Origin of the sequence: Enterococcus sp. DIV1059_2 (assembly GCF_051713685.1) — a bacterium.
Classification (GTDB): domain Bacteria; phylum Bacillota; class Bacilli; order Lactobacillales; family Enterococcaceae; genus Enterococcus_D; species Enterococcus_D casseliflavus.
In genome coordinates, this window is record NZ_JBIOQK010000001.1 from 334,745 (window position 1) to 354,129 (window position 19,385).

Here is a 19,385-nt window from a genome sequence, read left to right on the forward strand (position 1 = left end):
AAAGCGTTGACAACGAATAAGTTTAACGTTAAACTTTGTCTTATAGTTTAACGTTAAACCTTCAAGAGACAGACTAAAAAATTGATTCACTTCTAAGTAAAAAACAATCAGGATACGTGGCCAATGATTGTTTTACATTCGTTCTATAGTAGACGAATGGCTATTTGGAGGAGTAGTTACTTTTTTCCTATCTCTACCGTAAAAAAATGAAAAGAATGATTTTCTTTGTAGGAGGGTTACATGTGCAAAAAAAAAGCAACGCAAGTTTTCACAAGAATAAAATGAAAAATAGTCTTTCTTTGTACGTCTTATTAGCGCCGGCTTTGATTTTATTAGTCATATTCACTTATATTCCAATGTATGGTTTAGTAATTGCATTTAAAGATTACACCCCATCACTGGGTATTTTTGGAAGTCCGTGGGTTGGTTTTAAGCATTTTTCTCAATTTTTTAATTCGTTCCAATTTGGAGTAACCCTTAGAAATACGCTAACTATTTCCCTCTACAGTATGATTGTCGGCTTTCCATTGCCAATTGCATTAGCAATTCTTTGCAATCAAATTCGTGTAGAAAAATTCAAGAAGTTTTTCCAAGTCACCACCTATTTACCTCACTTCATTTCTACAATGGTTATGTGCGGGATGTTGATCTTGTTTCTATCACCTACCAATGGTTTGATTGTCAACCTCATGCGGCTTGTTGGCATAGAATTGCCTTCCTTGCTTTCTCAGCCAGGAAGTTTTGCAAGCGTATACGTTTGGAGTGATGTCTGGCAACATGTTGGGTGGGACAGCATTATTTATCTAGCGGCTTTATCAGCGATCGATCCCACTTACTACGAAGCTGCGACTATGGATGGTGCCACAAGACTACAAAAAATCAAGCACATTGATTTACCACTGATTCTTCCCACCGCAATGATCTTGCTTATATTAAGAGCAGGTAGTTTATTGAGTGTTGGGTTTGAAAAAGTTTTGCTGTTGCAAAATGCTTTGAATTTAGCAGGAAGCGAAATTATCTCCACATATGTTTATAAAGTAGGGTTAATAAACTTTCAATATAGTTATTCAACTGCTATCGGCTTATTTAATACAGTGATCAATATAATCATATTGATCTTAGTGAATGCATTGTCGAGACGCTTGACGAAAACTGGGTTGTTTTAGGAGGAGATTATGAAAAAAAGTAAGAAAACTGGTTCTGAAAGGATATTCGATTTCTTTGTTTATGGGGTAGCCATTTTGTTGATCCTTCTAATCATTTATCCGCTTTGGTTTGTGATCATTGCTTCCTTTAGTGATCCAGCGGATGTCGGGAATGGGAATGTTTGGTTGTGGCCAAATGAATGGCGATTAGATGGGTATATCCGCTTATTCGAGCAGACCTTATTCTGGCGAGGCTACTTGAATACCATTTTATATACTATCGTAGGAACCGCTGTCGCATTATTCGTTAATATCCCCGCTGGTTATGCCTTATCTAGAAAAGATTTGCACGGTAGGAAATGGCTGGCTTTATTGTTTATTATTCCCATGTTCGTTTCGGGCGGCTTGATCCCGACTTACTTAACGATCAAGAATGTTGGTCTCTTAGATACGTTTTGGGTAATGGTCATTCCTTTTGCAGTATCTAGTTACAATATCATCGTAGCTAGAACATTCTTCAACAATAGTATTCCTGCTGGTTTATGGGAAGCAGCTCAAATTGATGGTTGTGGAACGATCCGCTATTTCTTTAGTATGGTACTGCCACTTTCAAAAGCGATATTGGCTGTTATCGGTTTATGGACAGCAGTTGGTATTTGGAATTCATGGTTCAATGCATTGATTTATTTGACCAATGACAATCTACAACCATTGCAATTGATACTTAGACGGTTACTAATAAGTAATCAATTACTACAAACACAAGCAACCGGAGAACTTGCATCTGAGCTAAGAGCAACGGCAGACATGATGAAATATGCAGCAATTGTCGTATCTACAGCACCAATTATGATGTTATACCCGTTTTTACAAAAGTATTTTAATCAAGGTGTCATGATCGGCGCGTTGAAAGAATAAAAAATGGAGGAATGATGATGAAACAGTTTAAATGGAGGTATTTGTTTTGTTCTTTAGGAATTTTAGGGATGATGACTGGCTGTGGAAATGAAGGGGCGGTAGAGGAGCAAGGAAGTGACACGAATCAATTTAAAATCACCACTGTTCGCTGGTCAGACTGGGGAGATGATTTTACAAAAGGCTTTTTAGAAGATGCAGAAGAAAAAGCGGGGATTCAAATCGAATGGGATATTCATCTTTCAGCAGATTGGGGTGAGAGAAAGTCTGTATTGATGGCTGGGGGCGATTTGCCTGATGCCTTTTTAGGGTCAATCACCTTTAATGATGCAGAAATAGCACAAAACCAAGATGTGTTTATTCCATTAGAAGACTTGATTGCAGAAAACATGCCTAATCTTACTCGTATCATGTCGGAAGATCCGAAAATTAAAGCAATGATTACATCACCAGACGGGCATATCTATAGCTTGCCGAAAAAATTACCAATGCGTCCGCTCATTGCGAACCAACTATTTATCAATCAAACATGGCTTGATAATCTTGGCTTGGAGATGCCTGATACCTATGAAGACTTTATTGATGTCTTAACAGCTTTTAAAGAAGAGGACGCCAATGGAAATGGAGATGCAACGGATGAGATTCCGTATGGTGTCGGAAACTTTAGTGAAACCTTCTCATTCATTTTACCGTTTAACAATCGGCTTGGAGCTGACAATACGTACGAAATGTCAATGAAGGATGGAAAACCAATCTACTTACGCATGGAAGAAACCTATCGTGATGGCATTGCTTGGATGAGTGAGGCGTATCAAGCTGGGGTAATTGATCCAGAATTGTTTACCCAAGATACATCCATGAGTGATGCGAAACGAATGAATAAAGATACCGCTCTTGTAGGGGTGGCTGCTGGCTGGACGGCGGATGCAACGTTTGGCTTACATGCTGAGGAGTATGTTGCACTACCACCATTGAAAGGACCAGATGGACAACGCTATGTCATATCTGATCCAGATCATTATAACTACGGTCGGAATGAGTTTATGATAACAACGAGTTGTGAAAATCCTGCTGAGCTCTTAAAGTGGGCTGATCAATTCTATACAGATGATGCAAGTATTCAAACCTTTTATGGCTCATTTGGTGTTGGGGTTGAGAAAAACGGGGACCAGTATACAGTTTTACCACCACAGGATGGGAAATCAGCGGATGAATGGGCTTGGATCAATTCATTGCGCGATTTTGGACCAAAATATGTGGATGATCAATTTAATGAGCGTGTGACGATTGATGAAACACAAGGGGATGGATTGAAATTGATTCTTGATAGTGAAATCAATCAATACGTCCAACCTGCATTTCCGAATGTGATTTACTCGCAAGAAGAATTGGCTCGGTTGTCAGCACTTTATGTAGATATTAGTTCTTATGCTTCGCAAATGGCTGCCAAATGGGTAGTAGAAGGCGGAATTGAAGAAGAATGGGAGAGCTATCTGGAACAATTGAACGCAATGGGGATCGAAGAGTTTATGGGAATCCAAAACGATGCCTTTGATCGATACTCAGCAATTATAAATTAGATCGTGCGGGCTGAAGTAGAAATACTGCTTCAGCCTTCCTATTCTAGGTGAAAGGAGTATACATGAAAACTTTGTTTCGATTTGATACGCCATTGATGAAAGGATTAACAAGGATTACCGATATATGCTTGCTTAATGGCTTATTTCTTCTTACTAGTCTGCCGATCCTTACAATCGGCGTCTCTTTGACAGCCATGAACACTTGTTGGCAAAAAATACTGGCGGGCCAAGAAGAAGGGCTTGTGCGACACTACTTTTCTACGATAAAAAGGGATTTTTTTGAAGCAACAATTATTTGGTTAGGTATTCTTTTTTTTACAACGATCTTTTCACTCAATTTCTATTTGTTTACCCTTCAAGCTATAGTCTTTAGGGTGATTGGCTTAGCCATTTTATTCCCTTTCATCGTCTGTCTCTTATTATTGTTTGTCATGCTATTTTCTTATATTGGTAGATATGAAGATGGTGTGTGGCGTAGTATCAAGAACTGTTTGCTGATAGCGATTCAAAATGGGAAGCAAGCGGGTTTGCTGTTGCTCTTTAATAGTATGATGATGTATTTTAGCTTGAGTAGTCCCGAAAGATTGTTGACTGCTATTTACGTTTATACGTTTGGTGGGTTCGCCATGACTTCATTGATCAATAATCTACTCTTAAAAAAAATGTATCAAAAGACTGAGCGAACCATCGCTGAACCCCAAGAAATTTGATGAGTTCGTAGTTAGCTAGAGACCTTGATCCATGTGCTGTGCCCCTTTGTCCTACAAAATAGAGAGCGTAAGAAGAACTCAAGGAGGAAAGAGTCCACTTTCTTAAATTGTCATTGTTCTAATAAAGGGTACCCATTCTTGTTGGCTATCCTTTGATTGATGCTTCTCGACAATGCGGTATAATAAGGAAAAACAAGTACTATCGAAAGGACAAAGCGCATGAGGATTACAATTAAAAAAATTGCAGAAGAAGCAGGGGTCAGTGTGACGACGGTCTCGAATGTCATAAATAAAAAAGCGCACCGTGTGTCCCAAGATAAGATAGAAATGATCGAAGGGATCATAAAAAAATATAATTATTCACCAAATATGAATGCACGAGCGTTAGTCAAATCTTCTTCTCGCTTAATTGGGGTACTGTATTTTTCAGATCAAAAAAATTTGGACTTTGCGGACCCTTTTGTGACAGAAGTTCTAGATGGCATACAGCGAGTGACGAAAGAGCACAGCTTTTTTACACTCGTCCATAGCGTGACCAAAACAGATGATATTGGAGAATTACAGAAAAATTGGAAATTTGATGGGTTTATTGCAGTAGGATTTAGTCAAGAATTATTTGAAGAAGTCAATCGGATTGTCCAGGTCCCAATCGTTTTCATTGATACGCATCTAGAAGATGAAGTGTTCAATCGAATCACGGACTATCCGAATAGTTTTTTTATTAATACGAATGATCAAAAAGCGGCATATGAAGCGACTGCCTTTTTACTTGAAAAAGGGCTGACTAAGATCGGCTTTTTGTCCTATGAATTTGATCAATCAAAGACATCGGTTATTCAACAAAGGTATCTAGGCTATCATCAGGCTTTGCAGGATTTTGGTATAAAGCCTGATGAGGGATTAGAGTATACAGAAGAACAACAAGCAACAATGATCAGCAGCATAGACAAGTTTCAAGCAGTGCTCGTTACAGCAGACTACTTAGCGATCAAGTTTATTCATAAATTAAAACAAGAAGCTATTTTTTATGAAAAGAAACTGTCGATCATCAGTTTTGATGATATCCGTTATGCAGCTTTAAATGATCCTCCGTTAACTACGATCAGATTAGATCAGATTAAAAAAGGGGAAGCAGCCATGACTACCTTGGTCAATATCATTGATAACCATTCGAATGAACCGCAAATCACATTACTCAATGGGAAATTGATTGTAAGAAAAACAACATACTAGAAAGGAACGTGTTATGGGGAAGATTGCAGATAGATACTATACGGTTGATCCGTGGAGTGTTTCAGAAGAAGGGTTTGATAAAGAACGAAGTGAAGTGTCCGAATCGATCTTTTCTTTGGCAAATGAATATATGGGCATCCGTGGTTATTTTGAAGAAGGATATTCGGGAGAACGATTGCTAGGTAGCTACTTCAATGGAATCTACGAAAATAGCCCTAAGGAAAACCGCGTAAAGTATAAGGGGATCATTTCGAGGAGTCATTTTATGGTCAATGCGGTCGATTGGCTATATACCAGAATTTGGTGTGGTGAGGTGTTACTAGATTTAGCTTATTCAGATATCGAATCTTTTCAACGACGACTTGATCTTAGAACAGGTATCTTGACTCGTAGTTTTTATTGGAAACCTGAGAAGGATATCAAATTAAAGGTGACTTTTGTACGTTCACTAGATAGAGAAACGGTATCATTAGGGTATCAGCAGATCTCGTTAAAAGTCATTGAAGGTAGTCCATCCATCTCAATTTTGATGGGGATTGACTTTGCCACGAGCCATCTATCTGAAGGTCAAAATTTTTGGGTGGAACGAGAAAAAGAATCTTCAAATAGGCATGCGTTTTTAGCAGCAGAAACAAGAAGCACCAAGCAAACCATTTATGCTGGCTTTTCTTTATCCGCCACTGAGTCCCTCGACACGCAACTTGTGGAAAGGGATAAATTTATCGGCCGCAAGTTTAACGTTAAACTAGAAGAAGGGATGAACTTTCAAGTAAACCGAAATGCGGTAAATATTGCCGATAAAACCGGACTTGATTTAAATCAACTAAAACACCATTGTCTCACCGATCTGGAAAAAAGTCTTTCCTTCGATGAGATGGAACGAAAGAGTCGCACCTATTGGCAAAATGTTTGGGCTAAGGAAGACATCCAAATCGATGGTGATCCAAGTAATCAACAAGGGATTCGCTACTGCATCTTTCAGTTACATCAAACATACCATGGTCAAGATCCTAGTCATAATATTGGTGCGAAAGGGCTCACTGGTGAAGCATACGGTGGACATGCTTTTTGGGATACGGAAACTTCCTGCCTTCCTTTTTACTTATTGACAAATCTTGATGCTGCAAAAAATTTATTAGAATTTCGCTATCATACTTTGGCGGAAGCAAAAAAACGAGCACGCCAGCTTGATTGCCAAGGAGCTTGTTATCCCATCGCTACATTGAATGGGAACGAAGCCAGCGATCTTTGGCAGCATGCCAGCCTTCAGTTTCAGCCAAGCACGGCTGTTGCTTATGGTATCTGGCACTACATGCAGGTAGCAAAAGATACTGAATTTTTGTATGGACACGGAATCGAAATGTTGATTGAAATTTCTCGCTTTTTGGCATCTAGAGGTGATTGGTCTCCAGAAGGTGAATTTGGCTTTTTTGGGGTGATGGGACCAGATGAATTTCAGATGATGGTAAATCACAACACGTATACAAATTATATGGCGAAAAGAACATTCGATTATACTGTAGAGGTATTGAAAAAATTGAAAACGAGTGACGAAACTAGATATAGTACCCTTCTATCAGCGCATGGTTTGAGTGAAAAGGAGATTGGCTACTGGCAAATTTGTAGCAAAGAAATGCTTATTTTAAAAACGGAGTATGGTTTGTTTGAACAACATGATGGTTTTTTCAAATTGCCTCATGTGGATATCCGCTCGATTCCCGTCGAAGAGTTCCCGCTTTATGATCATTGGTCCTACGATCGAATCTATCGTAACAATATGATCAAACAGCCAGATGTCTTAATGTTTCTGTTCTTGTATAACCAATCTTTTCCGAAAGCGGAAAAGCAAATCAACTATGATTATTATGAACCAAGGACGATTCACGAATCCTCGCTGTCACCTTCGATTCATTCTATTTTGGCGGCAGAATTGGGCATGGAAAATGAAGCTTATCATTTTTTTGAATTTGCCACTAGAATGGATTTAGATAATTTCAATCGTAATACTCGTGAAGGATTGCATATGACTTCGATTGCTGCAGCTTGGATGAATATCGTCTATGGATTTGGTGGCGTGAGAACTGATGGAGAAGGAATAAAAATAGCCCCCACAATTCCAGCAGACTGGAAAAAATATACATTCAAAATTACGTATAACCAATGTTTGATTGACGTGTCAGTCAACCATCAGGCAATCAAAATTTCGCTAATAAAGGGTAGTGGTATTCAACTACAAGTCTATCAAAAGAAACTGACGCTTACTCAAAATCCCATCGTCATTGAGCGAGCAACGAAAAGAATCGTCTGAATTTCTTAGCGCTCATTCGCATAAAAAACAACGGTGAAGAACAGCACCGTTGTTTTTTGTTTTTTTGCAAGCAAGAGGAACTTCTTGTGCGTAATTAAAGATAGGGAAGAGTAGCGAAAAATCAAGTTTTTCTCGTTTTTCATATAGGAATGCAAAAATTGATTACAAAGTTTCTTGCATTTTTTGTATGATAGAGGGAGGAATAAAGGAGGAAAGTTCACGAATGAAAATAAAAAAATGGATGGCGATTGCCATTATTACCAGTCAATTTTCAACAATGCTGCCAGTATCGGCTGCGGCATCTGTTTTGACGAACGAGTCTACTGCAGGTCAAAATACAGCTGAGTCAACGGTTCCGGGAGTGAACGGGCCAACCATGGGCTTGGTCCCTGAAGATGCCGCAACGGTACCAGGAGAAAACGGCGAAGTAGTTCCAGGAGAGTCAACACCTGCTCCTGAACAGCCAACACCAGAACCTTTGCCAGAACCAGAACCAACCCCGACACCCGAACCAACACCAGAACCAGAAGAGCCGACACCAAATCCTGAGCCGAATCCAGAACCAGAACCAACACCTGAGCCGGTGCCAGAACCAGAAGAACCAGCACCAAATCCAGCACCAAATCCAGAACCAAATCCAGAACCAAATCCAGAACCAGAGACAACACCAAATCCAGAGCCAGAATCAACACCAAGCCAGCCTTCGCCTGACATCAAAGAAGTACCGAATGTACCAGAGTTGACAGTAACGCCGCCGCAAGAAGATGAGCCAGCAAAATTTGAAGTCACGCCAGTCAAAGAAACGTGGGACTTTATTATGGAGATTGGAGAAGATGCTCGTAAAGTTGGACAAGAAGAAGATCTTTACGCATCGGTCATGATTGCCCAAGCGATTTTAGAGTCTGGCAGCGGAAGAAGCCGTCTGAGCCAGGAGCCTTTTTATAACTTATTTGGTATTAAGGGACTTTATGAAGGGAATGGGATTTCCTTCCAAACACAAGAAGACGATGGTTCTGGTAATTTATACACAGTTCATGCCACTTTTCGCCAATATGACAGCATCGAATCTTCTTTGAAAGATTATGCGAAATTGTTGAAAGAAGGATTGGACCACAATCCGAATTTTTATAAAGGTGTTTGGAAATCAGAAACGGAATCTTATGAAGACGCCACGGAATATCTGACCGGACGTTATGCATCAGATACACAATACAATGAGAAGCTGAATGCGCTGATCGAAGCGTATGCCCTGACGAGTTATGACAAAGAGAAACCAGAATTACCGACAGGCAGCGAAAAGATGATCTATCCTGTCAGCAATCCAGTTGTCTCCTCTGTCTTTGGTCCACGAGGCAATGGGTTTCATCGTGGAGTGGACTTCGCCGCACCGCAAGGAACGCCAATCATGGCTAGTCTTTCAGGAACAGTGATCCGCTCAGAATATCATTCTTCATGGGGAAATTATGTTGCCATTGAGCACAAAGATGGGCTGACGACATTGTATGCCCACAATCATCGCAATTTAGTGGAAGTCGGTCAAACGGTCGAACAAGGCGAGGTGATTGCTTCTATGGGAAGTACGGGGAACAGTACAGGCCCGCACTTGCATTTTGAAGTCAGTCTTTCACCAAGTTTAGCGCGACACCAACTGATTGATCCGTTGGAAGTTTTGTCAAAATAACACGAAAAAAAGAGAGCGTTGTAGATGCTTTCTTTTTTTTTGTCAAGAAAAACGAATCATTTCAGGAAAATTATGCTTTGAGATTTTTTTAGCGCATTCATTTTATCTTGCACGATAAATTTATTCCGAAAACAAGTGTTTTTCTTTGTAAAAAAAACAAAAAGAATTTATGCTAGAAAGGTAGGGAAAAAAATTCCCAAGAGGAATGTCCACTTTAGACAAGGTCGTGTATGCGACTTTGCGATGTCTCTAGTATCCTTTCTTATTTAACCAAGGAGTGTGAAAAATGACTGACGATCAGCAAACAACGAATGTGTCTAATGAAGCAGCGCAAGCAAGTCCACTGTCCTTTGAAGAGAAAGTCATTGAAACAATTGTTGGTGTCGCTTTGCAGTCAATTGATGGCTTGATTAGTGTAAATGGCAGATTTCTTTCAGATATGACCGAAAACCTTGAAGAACAGCCGCAAGTCGCTTCTGGCATTGATGTGGAAGTTGGGAAAGAAGAGGTTGCAGTTGATTTGGAAGTAATCGTGGCTTACGGCAAAGATATCCCCAAACTCTTTGCGCAAGTCCAAGAAGTGGTCTTAGAAGAAATTAGCCGCTTGACTTCTTTGAAAGTCAAAGAGATCAATATTCGAATCGCCGATATCGTCAAACAGGAAACGATCGATCAAATCGAAGGTTGAGCACCAAACAAAAAATCGAAGTACATCAAAGAGAAAGGAAGAATGAACAAATGATATCACTATATACAACACCCAGCTGTACGTCATGTCGTAAAGCCCGTGCATGGTTGACCGAAAATGAACTGCCATTTAAAGAGAGAAACATTTTTAGCGATCCATTAAATAGTGATGAACTAATGGAGATTCTTTCTTTAACGAAAAATGGAACGGAAGACATTATATCTACTCGTTCAAAAGTGTACCAAAAGCTAGACATTGATTTAGAAGAGTTGAAGCTAGAAGAGTTGCTTTCATTGATCGAAAAATACCCGAACTTATTGAAACGACCAATTATCTTAGATGAGAACAAGCTCCAAGTGGGGTACAATGAAGAAGACATTCGTAAATTTGTGCCACGAAACTTACGAAAGATCATTTTCAAACGACGCCAAACAGAGCTGCTTATGTTTAATTATCGCCAAAAGCAAGAAGAAGGCGAAACTGTTGCGAACTTTATCTAAAATAGGAACAAAACCGGCAAATGAATACAGCGATGTATCATTGTCGGTTTTTTTGGTATTTTTTTAAGGGTCTTCTTAAAGGGATCCGTAAATCCGCTGAGTCCACAAAAAAACACGATTCCCAAAAGGAATCGTGTCGGTTGAAATCTTAAAGTTTTTGGTTGTAGAATTCAACGACTAGTGCTTCGTCAACTTCTGCAGACAATTCATCACGCTCAGGTAAACGAGTTAATGAACCTTCTAATTTTTCGCTATCAAAGCTTACAAATGACGCGCGGCCAGCTGTTGCTTCAACTGCTTCTTTGATTGTTGAGATGTTTTGTGATTTTTCACGAACGCTGATGACTTGTCCAACTTCAACGTGGTATGAAGGGATATCAACGCGTTTGCCATCAACTAAAACGTGACCGTGGTTTACTAATTGACGTGCTTGACGACGAGTAGTTGCTAAACCTAGACGGTAAACAACGTTATCTAAGCGTTGTTCTAGCAAGATCATGAAGTTAACACCGTGTTTACCTTCTTTGATTTTGCTTGCTTTGATAAACAATGTACGGAATTGACGTTCGTTCATGCCATACATATGACGCAATTTTTGTTTTTCAGTTAATTGCATGCCGTATTCTGATTTTTTGCCACGGCTGTTTGGTCCGTGTTGACCTGGAGCGTATGGGCGACGTGCCAATTCTTTTCCAGTTTCTGATAAAGAAATTCCTAAACGACGAGAAATTTTCCATGATGGTCCTGTATAACGAGACATAATTTAGTTCCTCCAATAAAATAGTTTGGAGTAAAATAATCCGTTGAAAAACTCACATTCGTGCAGTTCGTTCTTCAATCTTCACCTTTGCAGCCGCGGTTACGCAATTGCACCCGAGGGGCAACGAACTGGTGACGAGCTGTTATTTTCCTGCTGCATTATTTTACACAAGGAATAGTATACGACAAACTAGGGGCAAAAGTCAAGATGGAGCTGGCTTTGGATTTGATGAAAACAAAGCTTGAAATTTTTCATTAATTACTTATATTTTCAAATATCTCTTTACAAATCAGCATTTCGTCATTAGAATATGGAAGTATTGTGCAAATTATAACGAAGTAAAATTTTTCATAAAAGGAGTAGAAAAATGAATCCAGTATCCCCATTATTTGAGAAGATCGATTCATCCATAGAAAAGAAAATCGATTTGATCAAGAGTAGTTATTTGCGTTACGCTGTACGTGCGATGATGGCTTGTTTATTCTTGACCCTCGGAACAGCTATTGCTTTTGCGATCGCTATGAAAGGTGAATCAATGGTTCACGGGTTAGGAAAAATTTTGTATGCATTTATGTTTAGCTGGTCTTTAGTCATGATTCTTTATATGAACGCAGAATTAGGAACATCGAATATGTTGTATATGACTGTTGGGGTTTACCGTAAACGTATAAGTATTCCTTTGGCATTGAAAATTTTGCTTACGTGTGTCTTATTCAACTTGATCGGCGGGGTGATCTTCGGCTCGATCGTTGCGCTAACCGGACCTTTTCAAGGGCTGACCGCAGACAACTTTATGCTGACCTCGATCACTGCAAAATTAGAAAAATCCACTATCCAAATTTTAGTGGAAGCGATGTTCGCTAATATCGTGGTAAACACAGCCGTGCTGGTCAGCATGCGGATGAAAGACGATGCTGGAAAAGTCGCAGCAATCATTTTCATCATCTTCATCTTTGCTTTCTTAGGCTTCGAACACGTCATCGCTAACTTCCCAGCGTTTACCTTAGCTTTCTGGGCTTCAGGCGGACACTTGGCAGGCATGACTGTCGGCAGTGTGATCCATAATTTAGTTTTTGCCTTTATCGGTAACTATATCGGCGGTGGCTTGGTCATGGGACTTGGCTATGCATGGTTGAACAACTCAAAATCGACCTATGTCGACTAATCAGAACCTACAAAAAGAAGCAGCGATGCTTCTTTTTTTCTTTTCTCTAACATTTCTCTAGGAAGAAGCTATCATCCCTTAACGGAGCGTTGAAATCAGCGGTCATTTGTGTTAAGAATAAGTATGTACGGTTTTTCTTGCTGTTTTTTGTAAAAATGACCGCAACCAAGACCAAAATCTTAGTTACTTCTTAATAGAAAGCGAGCCTTAACCTTTTATGAATCGGAAATTCTTTGCCTTTGATATTGATGGAACCTTGCTTGACTCGAACAAACAGCCACTAGACAGTACGCTAAAAGCCCTTGATCTTCTGCGAGATGCTGGCCATTTCGTGACCGTTGCCACTGGGCGCAGTCGTTTTCACGCCCAAGACATTATTCGTTCGTTGTCCTTTGATAATTACATTTTATGTAATGGGGCAGCCGCCTTTCTTTCGCATCAGCAGGTGTATAAAAACTTACTCGATGAAACGCAATTGGCTGCTTTCGTGGCAGAAGCCCAAGAGCTTGGGATCGATACGGCCTTTGTCGGGATGGATACAGCGAAACGAGCGTCTTCGTTGGATATTGCTAAAATGGAAGCAGCGATGCATTCCTTTGGTGCCCAACTTCCTGAGTTGGACATGGACTTTCCTGAAGAAAAAGAAGTCTATCAAGCATTGGCTTTTTACGGAAAAGAGTATGAGCATTTCTTTGACGAGAAATACAGCAAACTGCGTTTTGTACGTTGGCATGAAAACAGTGTGGATGTCGTTCCAAAAGAAGGCTCCAAAGCAGCAACGATCCTGTGTGTCGCAGAACAATTAGGGATAGCGCAAGAAGATGTGATCTGTTTTGGTGATGGCCAAAACGATCGTGAAATGCTGACTGCCGCAGGTGTCGGTGTGGCAATGGGCAATGCGGTCCCTGAGATCCAACAAGTCGCAGATATGGTGACCGCTAGCAATGATGAAGATGGTATCTGGTTAGCCTTGAAAGAATTACAACTGATTTAAAAAGGAATCCTTTAGACATAGCACAGTCGATTTGCGGCATCTGTGCTATGTTTTTTTGTTTTTTCTCGGTCGCAAAGAAAATAAATTGGTACAATAGAAAAAAGGGGGAATGCAGCAAATGAAAATCGCATTGATTGCTCATGATCGAAAAAAGGATGTAATGGTAAAATTAGTGACTGCCTATCGAGAAATTTTAGCGCAGCATGAACTTTTCGCAACAGGAACTACGGGGAAGAGGATCGAAGAAGCAACCCAATTGCCTGTCCACCGCTACAAATCAGGGCCGCTGGGAGGAGACCAGCAAATTGGCGCCATGATTTCGCAAGATGACTTGGACATGGTGATCTTTTTGCGCGATCCTTTAGCCGCACAACCCCATGAACCAGATGTAACGGCATTGATTCGCTTGTCAGACGTGTACGAGATTCCTTTAGCCACCAATATGGGAACGGCAGAGATCTTGCTGCGCGGGTTAGCAGCTGGCTTTGCTGATTTTCGACAAGTGATCCACGAAACGGACAATCGTCCCCTATCGTTATAAAGATAGTAGAAAAATTGAAGAAAAAGGATGTGCAGAATTGAAAGCAATCTTAAAGGATTTTTTGACCTATGCAAAAATGAATACTCGCTCGGATGCCACGAGTCAGACCATCCCAACGACGCAGGGACAAGTTGAGTTGGCTCTTTTATTGAAAGATCAGTTGATCGAGATGGGATTAGCGGATGTTGCTTACTATGAAAAGAATAGTTTTGTGATCGGACGTCTACCTGGTAATCCTGAAAAAACGGCGATCGGCTTTATTGCCCATGTAGATACGGCAGATTTCGAAGCTGAAAATATTCAACCGCAGATCCATGAAAATTACGATGGCAAGGATGTTTGTTTAAATAAAGAAAAAGCTATTTATATGACAACTGCTGAATTTCCTAATCTCAAAGACTATGTCGGCGAAACGTTGATCACAACGGATGGAACGACCCTGCTGGGTGCAGATGATAAAGCTGGTATCGCAGAGATCATTGATGCGCTGCGGATCTTACAAACGATGGATGCGCATAAGCGTGGCGATGTCTGGGTCGCTTTTGGTCCGGACGAAGAGATCGGGACTGGCGCTGATCGCTTTGATGCGGCGGATTTTCCAGTAGCATTTGCTTACACGATGGACAGTGGTCGCGTGGGCCATATGGAGTATGAAACCTTTAATGCGGCTCGTATCGATATAACGATCGACGGTACGAGTGTGCATCCTGGGACTGCCTATGGTCGTTTGGTCAACGCCTTGAAAATCGCGCATCAAATCGATGATGCCTTACCAGCAGAGGAAGTTCCTGAACGCACCCGCGGGTATGAAGGCTTCTACCTGCTGCACAATTTGACGGGACATATTGGTCGAGCAGAAGTTTCTTATATCATTCGTGATCACGATCATACGCTTTTTGAACAGCGAAAAGCCAACATCGTGGGGATCATTGATGAACTGAACACAGCCTATGAGCAAGAACGTATCACCTATACGCTGTATGACCAATATTACAATATGGGGGATTTGATCAAGAAAGATCCCCGCAGTATCGAAGCTGCCCGAGCAGGGATGCAAGCGATTGGCGTGACGCCGATCGAAGCACCGTTTCGTGGCGGGACCGACGGCTCGAAAATCACCTATAAAGGGATCCCAACACCGAACTTATTTGTCGGCGGTGAAAACTTCCATGGCCAGTATGAATTTATTACCGTGGAAGCGATGGAAAAAGCCCGTGATTTGATCGTGGCGATCGTAGAACACGTAGGACAAGAGGACACCACTGTTTCCTAAGAGAATTAAGCGACACGCTAGACTGATGCGGAAGAGTCTAGCGTGTTTTTTTGTCCTGCTACAGGGAAGAACCGCAAGTGAAAGAACCTTTTTTTTCTGGACCAAAACCCTTATAATAGAAAAGAAGCTAAAAGAGAAGAGGAAAATGTGTGCGGGTATTATTCATTGGAGATGTAGTTGGTTCATTAGGAAGAGAAACGATCACGGAGTACCTTCCAAAATTAAAAAAGGCGTATCGACCACAGGTGACGATCGCAAACGGCGAGAATGCGGCGGCGGGTCGTGGGATCACTGGTAAAATCTATAAGAAATTTTTGCAAGATGGTGTCGATGTCGTGACACTAGGCAATCATACATGGGACAACCGTGACATTTTTGAATTTATTGGCGATGCGAAGAAAATGATTCGTCCAGCCAATTTTCCAGAGGGAACACCGGGCGTCGGCATGGTATTTGTGAAAGTCAACACCATTGAATTAGCGGTAATCAACATGCAAGCTCGCTCGTTCATGGTAGACCTTGATGATCCGTTTCGCAAAATGGATGAACTGGTTGCGATTGCCCGCAAACGTACACCGTTTATCTTTGTGGATTTTCATGGGGAGACCACCAGCGAAAAACAAGCGATGGGCTGGTATTTGGATGGCCGTGTTTCGGCAGTCGTCGGCACGCATACCCACGTCCAGACCAATGATGCGCGGATTTTGCCCCAAGGAACAGCTTATTTGTCAGATGTCGGCATGACTGGTCCTTATGATGGGATCTTGGGGATGAAACGCGAACCAGTCATTGAAAAATTTTTGACGGCGTTGCCGCAACGGTTTGAAGTGATTGAAAAAGGCCGCAGTATTTTGTCGGCTTGCTTGCTTGAGATTGATGAAGCCACTGGTAAAGCAAAATCGATCCGTCCGATCCAAATCAGTGAAGATCGCCCGTTTACAGAATAGGAGAAGCATGGAAGAGCAATTAGCCAAGGAACCACACGTTGCCCAAGAGCTGGCTGCTTTGCAAAGGCTCTTGTCTGATCATCCGATCGTTCAAGAATTTCAAGAAATTCAAGCACGAGCCTTGCAAAACCAAGGGCTATTGGAGCTGGAAGAAGCGCTGAAGCAAGCGCAAAAAGAGATCGTTCAATTTGAGCATTATGAGAAACCCGAAGCAAAAAAAGCTGCCGAGCAGCGTTATGCGTCATTGACAAACGAATACGAGCAGCATCCTTTAGTGGTTGCTTATCGCCAAGCGTTACTGCAAGCAGATGAATTGCTGCAATATGTCACGACGGAGATCCAAAAGAAAATGAATAAAGCCATCGAGGAGGATGAAACCAATGCCTCAAAAAACTAAAAATACCCCGATGATGGAACAGTATTTAAGCATCAAGGCTCAGTACCAAGATGCTTTTTTATTCTATCGTTTAGGGGATTTCTATGAATTATTTAATGAGGATGCTGTCAAGGCAGCACAAATTTTAGAACTGACGTTAACCAGCCGCAACAAAAATGCGGAGGAACCGATCCCTATGTGTGGGGTGCCTTACCACGCTGCCAGCAATTACATCGACACCTTGATCGAGCAAGGCTACAAAGTAGCGATTTGTGAGCAAGTGGAAGATCCAAAAACCACCAAAGGAATGGTCAAACGCGAAGTCGTTCAACTGATCACGCCGGGAACGGTGATGGACAGCAAAGGCCTATCCGCCAAAGAAAACAACTTTTTGACAGCTGTTTTGCAGCAAGGGGAGCGTTTTGGCTTTGCCTATGTCGATCTAAGTACCGGTGAATTAAAAGCAGCGCAATTGGAAGATGAAGAAGCTGTCGTCAATGAGGCCGCCGCTCTGCAAACGAAAGAAGTCGTTTTGTGCAGCGAGATCCCTGAGTCATTGCAAACAACACTGACCAATCGCTTGAATGTCGTGTTTTCTAAGCAAGAAACGTTGGAAGAAAATGCCGAATTTCAATTTTTAACAGAACCTCTCTCCCAAGAGTTAGAAAAAGTAGTCACAGGGAAGTTGCTAAGTTATTTGGCGATCACCCAAAAACGCAGTTTAGCGCATATTCAACAAGCCGTGGAATATCAGCCCGATCATGCCTTGAAAATGGATCATTATTCCAAATTCAACTTAGAATTGACGCAGTCGATTCGAACTGGAAAAAAACAAGGGACTCTTTTGTGGTTGTTGGACGAGACAAAAACCGCAATGGGTGGCCGTTTGTTAAAGCAATGGTTAGACCGTCCCTTGATCCAGCCAAAGAAAATCACTGCCCGCCAAGAAATGGTCCAATCGTTACTGGACAGTTTCTTTGAGCGAGCAGATCTGCAAGAAGCGTTGACGAAAGTCTATGACATGGAACGCTTAGTCGGACGGGTCGCCTTCGGAAATGTCAATGGCCGCGATTTGCTGCAGTTGAAATCTTCTTTGGAGCAAGTGCCTTTGATCGCGCAATTGCTGCAAGGCATCAACCGTGGCGAGTGGAATGACTTGCTGCTGGAATTAACGCCCCTAGATGATTTGGTTGCACTGATCGAAGCTGCGATCGATGAAGATGCCCCGTTACAGATCACGGAAGGCAACATTATCAAAGACGGGTTCCATCAACAATTAGATGAATACCGTACAGCGATGCGTAACGGCAAGCAATGGCTGGCGGAATTAGAAGCCAACGAACGCCAAGCGACGGGAGTCAAAAACCTGAAAGTTGGGTTCAACCGTGTCTTTGGCTATTACATTGAGATCACGAAAGCCAATCTAGTGAATTTAGATACCTCTCGCTACGAGCGCAAGCAAACGTTAGCCAATGCGGAACGGTTTATTTCCCCCGAGTTGAAAAAACTGGAGACTTTGATTTTAGAAGCCGAAGAGAAATCGGTGGATTTGGAATACCGCCTGTTTCTTGACGTCCGTGAAGAAGTGAAAAAGAGTATCACCCGTCTACAAAAGTTAGCCAAAGCCGTCAGTGCGGTCGATGTCTTACAAAGTTTCGCCACAGTTTCGGAACGCTACCAATACGTGCGGCCGACAGTAGCGAAAAAACGAGCGGTATCGATCATCGACGGCCGTCATCCTGTAGTGGAAAAAGTCCTTGGTCACCAAGAGTACATTCCGAATAGTATCGTGATGGATGAAGAAACAGAGATCTTGTTGATCACAGGCCCAAATATGTCTGGGAAAAGTACGTACATGCGGCAGTTTGCCTTGCTAGTCATTATGGCGCAGATCGGCTGTTTCGTACCCGCAAAATCTGCAGAGATGCCGATTTTTGATCGGATCTTTACTCGCATCGGTGCCAGCGATGACCTGATCGCCGGTCAAAGCACGTTTATGGTGGAGATGATGGAAGCCAACCAAGCGCTGCGTCATGCAACGCCTAACAGCTTGATTTTGTTTGATGAGTTAGGGCGTGGGACTGCGACCTATGATGGGATGGCATTGGCACAAGCCATCATTGAATATATCCACAAAGAAGTTCATGCCAAAACACTTTTCTCCACCCATTATCATGAGCTGACGATTTTAGATGAGGAATTGGCGCACTTGCGCAATGTCCATGTTGGTGCCGTTGAAAAAGAAGGCGAAGTCGTCTTCTTGCATAAGATGATGGAAGGGCCCGCAGATAAAAGCTATGGGATCCATGTAGCCAAAATCGCTGGACTGCCAAGTGCACTCTTACAGCGCGCAGCCACGATCTTAAAAGCGCTGGAAGAACATGAACCGACGGTACAGCCAAAACCCGTCGTCGAAGAAAGTCAGCAGTTGTCGTTGTTTAGTGAAGTATCTACGGAAGAAATCGGCGTCATCGATCAATTGAAGAAATTGAATCTGTTGGAAATGACCCCGATGGATGCTCTGAATACATTGTACGAGCTGCAAAAACGAATTTAGAAAGAAGGTCAG

At 41.8% G+C, this 19,385-nt stretch carries 17 protein-coding genes; 16 read left to right on the forward strand and 1 reads right to left on the reverse strand.

The genetic code is table 11. The features are described 5' to 3' along the window. The first annotated feature begins 206 nt into the window (after positions 1–206). The 9 genes from IGI72_RS01635 to spx all read left to right on the forward strand — a co-directional run bounded on the left by IGI72_RS01635 (position 207) and on the right by spx (position 10,760). Entirely contained in the window at positions 207–1,166 is a 960-nt protein-coding gene (locus IGI72_RS01635) for an ABC transporter permease (protein WP_087626793.1), read from the forward strand. Positions 1,167–1,175: 9 nt separating this feature from the next. Next, positions 1,176–2,063: a carbohydrate ABC transporter permease gene (locus IGI72_RS01640; protein ID WP_005232446.1), complete on the forward strand. Its 888-nt coding sequence runs from the start codon at positions 1,176–1,178 to the stop codon at positions 2,061–2,063. A gap of 11 nt (positions 2,064–2,074) precedes the next feature. Beyond that, positions 2,075–3,640 (forward strand): sugar ABC transporter substrate-binding protein, encoded by a 1,566-nt coding sequence (locus IGI72_RS01645; protein WP_438752798.1) that lies wholly within the window; start codon positions 2,075–2,077, stop codon positions 3,638–3,640. Positions 3,641–3,702: 62 nt separating this feature from the next. Continuing rightward, the gene (locus IGI72_RS01650; protein ID WP_087626795.1) at positions 3,703–4,350 is read left to right on the forward strand and encodes a DUF624 domain-containing protein; all 648 of its coding nucleotides are present in this window, start codon (positions 3,703–3,705) and stop codon (positions 4,348–4,350) included. A gap of 219 nt (positions 4,351–4,569) precedes the next feature. Beyond that, the gene (locus IGI72_RS01655; protein ID WP_016609209.1) at positions 4,570–5,583 is read left to right on the forward strand and encodes a LacI family DNA-binding transcriptional regulator; all 1,014 of its coding nucleotides are present in this window, start codon (positions 4,570–4,572) and stop codon (positions 5,581–5,583) included. Positions 5,584–5,596: 13 nt separating this feature from the next. Further along, the gene (locus IGI72_RS01660; RefSeq protein ID WP_438752801.1) at positions 5,597–7,891 is read left to right on the forward strand and encodes a glycoside hydrolase family 65 protein; all 2,295 of its coding nucleotides are present in this window, start codon (positions 5,597–5,599) and stop codon (positions 7,889–7,891) included. Positions 7,892–8,114: 223 nt separating this feature from the next. Further along, positions 8,115–9,572, forward strand: coding sequence for a peptidoglycan DD-metalloendopeptidase family protein (locus IGI72_RS01665; RefSeq protein ID WP_438752803.1), 1,458 nt, complete (start codon positions 8,115–8,117; stop codon positions 9,570–9,572). Between the two features lie 286 nt (positions 9,573–9,858). Further along, entirely contained in the window at positions 9,859–10,260 is a 402-nt protein-coding gene (locus tag IGI72_RS01670; RefSeq protein WP_005227156.1) for an Asp23/Gls24 family envelope stress response protein, read from the forward strand. Between the two features lie 50 nt (positions 10,261–10,310). Then, entirely contained in the window at positions 10,311–10,760 is a 450-nt protein-coding gene (gene spx / locus IGI72_RS01675) for a transcriptional regulator Spx (RefSeq protein WP_438752806.1), read from the forward strand. Positions 10,761–10,908: 148 nt separating this feature from the next. Here the strand turns inward: spx and rpsD are convergent, their stop codons facing one another. Continuing rightward, on the reverse strand, positions 10,909–11,520 hold the full coding sequence (rpsD, locus tag IGI72_RS01680; protein ID WP_005227158.1) for a 30S ribosomal protein S4: 612 nt from the start codon (positions 11,518–11,520) through the stop codon (positions 10,909–10,911). 367 nt (positions 11,521–11,887) lie between these two features. Here rpsD and IGI72_RS01685 point away from each other — a divergent pair, with 367 nt between their 5' ends. The 7 genes from IGI72_RS01685 (at position 11,888) to mutS (ending at position 19,373) form a co-directional block, all read left to right on the forward strand. Next, the gene (locus IGI72_RS01685) at positions 11,888–12,685 is read left to right on the forward strand and encodes a formate/nitrite transporter family protein (RefSeq protein WP_438752808.1); all 798 of its coding nucleotides are present in this window, start codon (positions 11,888–11,890) and stop codon (positions 12,683–12,685) included. A 217-nt stretch (positions 12,686–12,902) separates the two neighbouring features. Beyond that, positions 12,903–13,679: a Cof-type HAD-IIB family hydrolase gene (locus tag IGI72_RS01690; RefSeq protein WP_005227160.1), complete on the forward strand. Its 777-nt coding sequence runs from the start codon at positions 12,903–12,905 to the stop codon at positions 13,677–13,679. Positions 13,680–13,797: 118 nt separating this feature from the next. Then, entirely contained in the window at positions 13,798–14,220 is a 423-nt protein-coding gene (locus IGI72_RS01695; RefSeq protein ID WP_008376307.1) for a methylglyoxal synthase, read from the forward strand. Between the two features lie 37 nt (positions 14,221–14,257). Then, on the forward strand, positions 14,258–15,493 hold the full coding sequence (gene pepT, locus IGI72_RS01700; RefSeq protein WP_438752810.1) for a peptidase T: 1,236 nt from the start codon (positions 14,258–14,260) through the stop codon (positions 15,491–15,493). Between the two features lie 149 nt (positions 15,494–15,642). Then, complete coding sequence (locus tag IGI72_RS01705; RefSeq protein ID WP_010748642.1) at positions 15,643–16,440, forward strand: TIGR00282 family metallophosphoesterase; 798 nt, start codon at positions 15,643–15,645, stop codon at positions 16,438–16,440. Positions 16,441–16,447: 7 nt separating this feature from the next. Next, positions 16,448–16,837 carry a YlbF family regulator gene (locus IGI72_RS01710; RefSeq protein ID WP_010748643.1) on the forward strand — a complete coding sequence of 130 codons (390 nt, stop codon included), beginning with the start codon at positions 16,448–16,450 and terminating at the stop codon, positions 16,835–16,837. After that, positions 16,821–19,373, forward strand: coding sequence for a DNA mismatch repair protein MutS (mutS, locus tag IGI72_RS01715; RefSeq protein ID WP_438752812.1), 2,553 nt, complete (start codon positions 16,821–16,823; stop codon positions 19,371–19,373). Before IGI72_RS01710 ends, mutS begins: the two co-directional genes overlap by 17 nt. Positions 19,374–19,385: the final 12 nt, after the last annotated feature.

What these genes read in the sequence shown, in the direction of transcription:
- IGI72_RS01635 (WP_087626793.1), top strand. Translation starts at nt 207, where the DNA reads ATGAAAAGAATGATTTTCTTTGTAGGAGGGTTACATGTGCAAAAAAAA.
- IGI72_RS01640 (WP_005232446.1), top strand. Translation starts at nt 1,176, where the DNA reads ATGAAAAAAAGTAAGAAAACTGGTTCTGAAAGGATATTCGATTTCTTT.
- IGI72_RS01645 (WP_438752798.1), top strand. Translation starts at nt 2,075, where the DNA reads ATGATGATGAAACAGTTTAAATGGAGGTATTTGTTTTGTTCTTTAGGA.
- IGI72_RS01650 (WP_087626795.1), top strand. Translation starts at nt 3,703, where the DNA reads ATGAAAACTTTGTTTCGATTTGATACGCCATTGATGAAAGGATTAACA.
- IGI72_RS01655 (WP_016609209.1), top strand. Translation starts at nt 4,570, where the DNA reads ATGAGGATTACAATTAAAAAAATTGCAGAAGAAGCAGGGGTCAGTGTG.
- IGI72_RS01660 (WP_438752801.1), top strand. Translation starts at nt 5,597, where the DNA reads ATGGGGAAGATTGCAGATAGATACTATACGGTTGATCCGTGGAGTGTT.
- IGI72_RS01665 (WP_438752803.1), top strand. Translation starts at nt 8,115, where the DNA reads ATGAAAATAAAAAAATGGATGGCGATTGCCATTATTACCAGTCAATTT.
- IGI72_RS01670 (WP_005227156.1), top strand. Translation starts at nt 9,859, where the DNA reads ATGACTGACGATCAGCAAACAACGAATGTGTCTAATGAAGCAGCGCAA.
- spx (WP_438752806.1), top strand. Translation starts at nt 10,311, where the DNA reads ATGATATCACTATATACAACACCCAGCTGTACGTCATGTCGTAAAGCC.
- rpsD (WP_005227158.1), bottom strand. Translation starts at nt 11,520, where the DNA reads ATGTCTCGTTATACAGGACCATCATGGAAAATTTCTCGTCGTTTAGGA.
- IGI72_RS01685 (WP_438752808.1), top strand. Translation starts at nt 11,888, where the DNA reads ATGAATCCAGTATCCCCATTATTTGAGAAGATCGATTCATCCATAGAA.
- IGI72_RS01690 (WP_005227160.1), top strand. Translation starts at nt 12,903, where the DNA reads ATGAATCGGAAATTCTTTGCCTTTGATATTGATGGAACCTTGCTTGAC.
- IGI72_RS01695 (WP_008376307.1), top strand. Translation starts at nt 13,798, where the DNA reads ATGAAAATCGCATTGATTGCTCATGATCGAAAAAAGGATGTAATGGTA.
- IGI72_RS01710 (WP_010748643.1), top strand. Translation starts at nt 16,448, where the DNA reads ATGGAAGAGCAATTAGCCAAGGAACCACACGTTGCCCAAGAGCTGGCT.
- mutS (WP_438752812.1), top strand. Translation starts at nt 16,821, where the DNA reads ATGCCTCAAAAAACTAAAAATACCCCGATGATGGAACAGTATTTAAGC.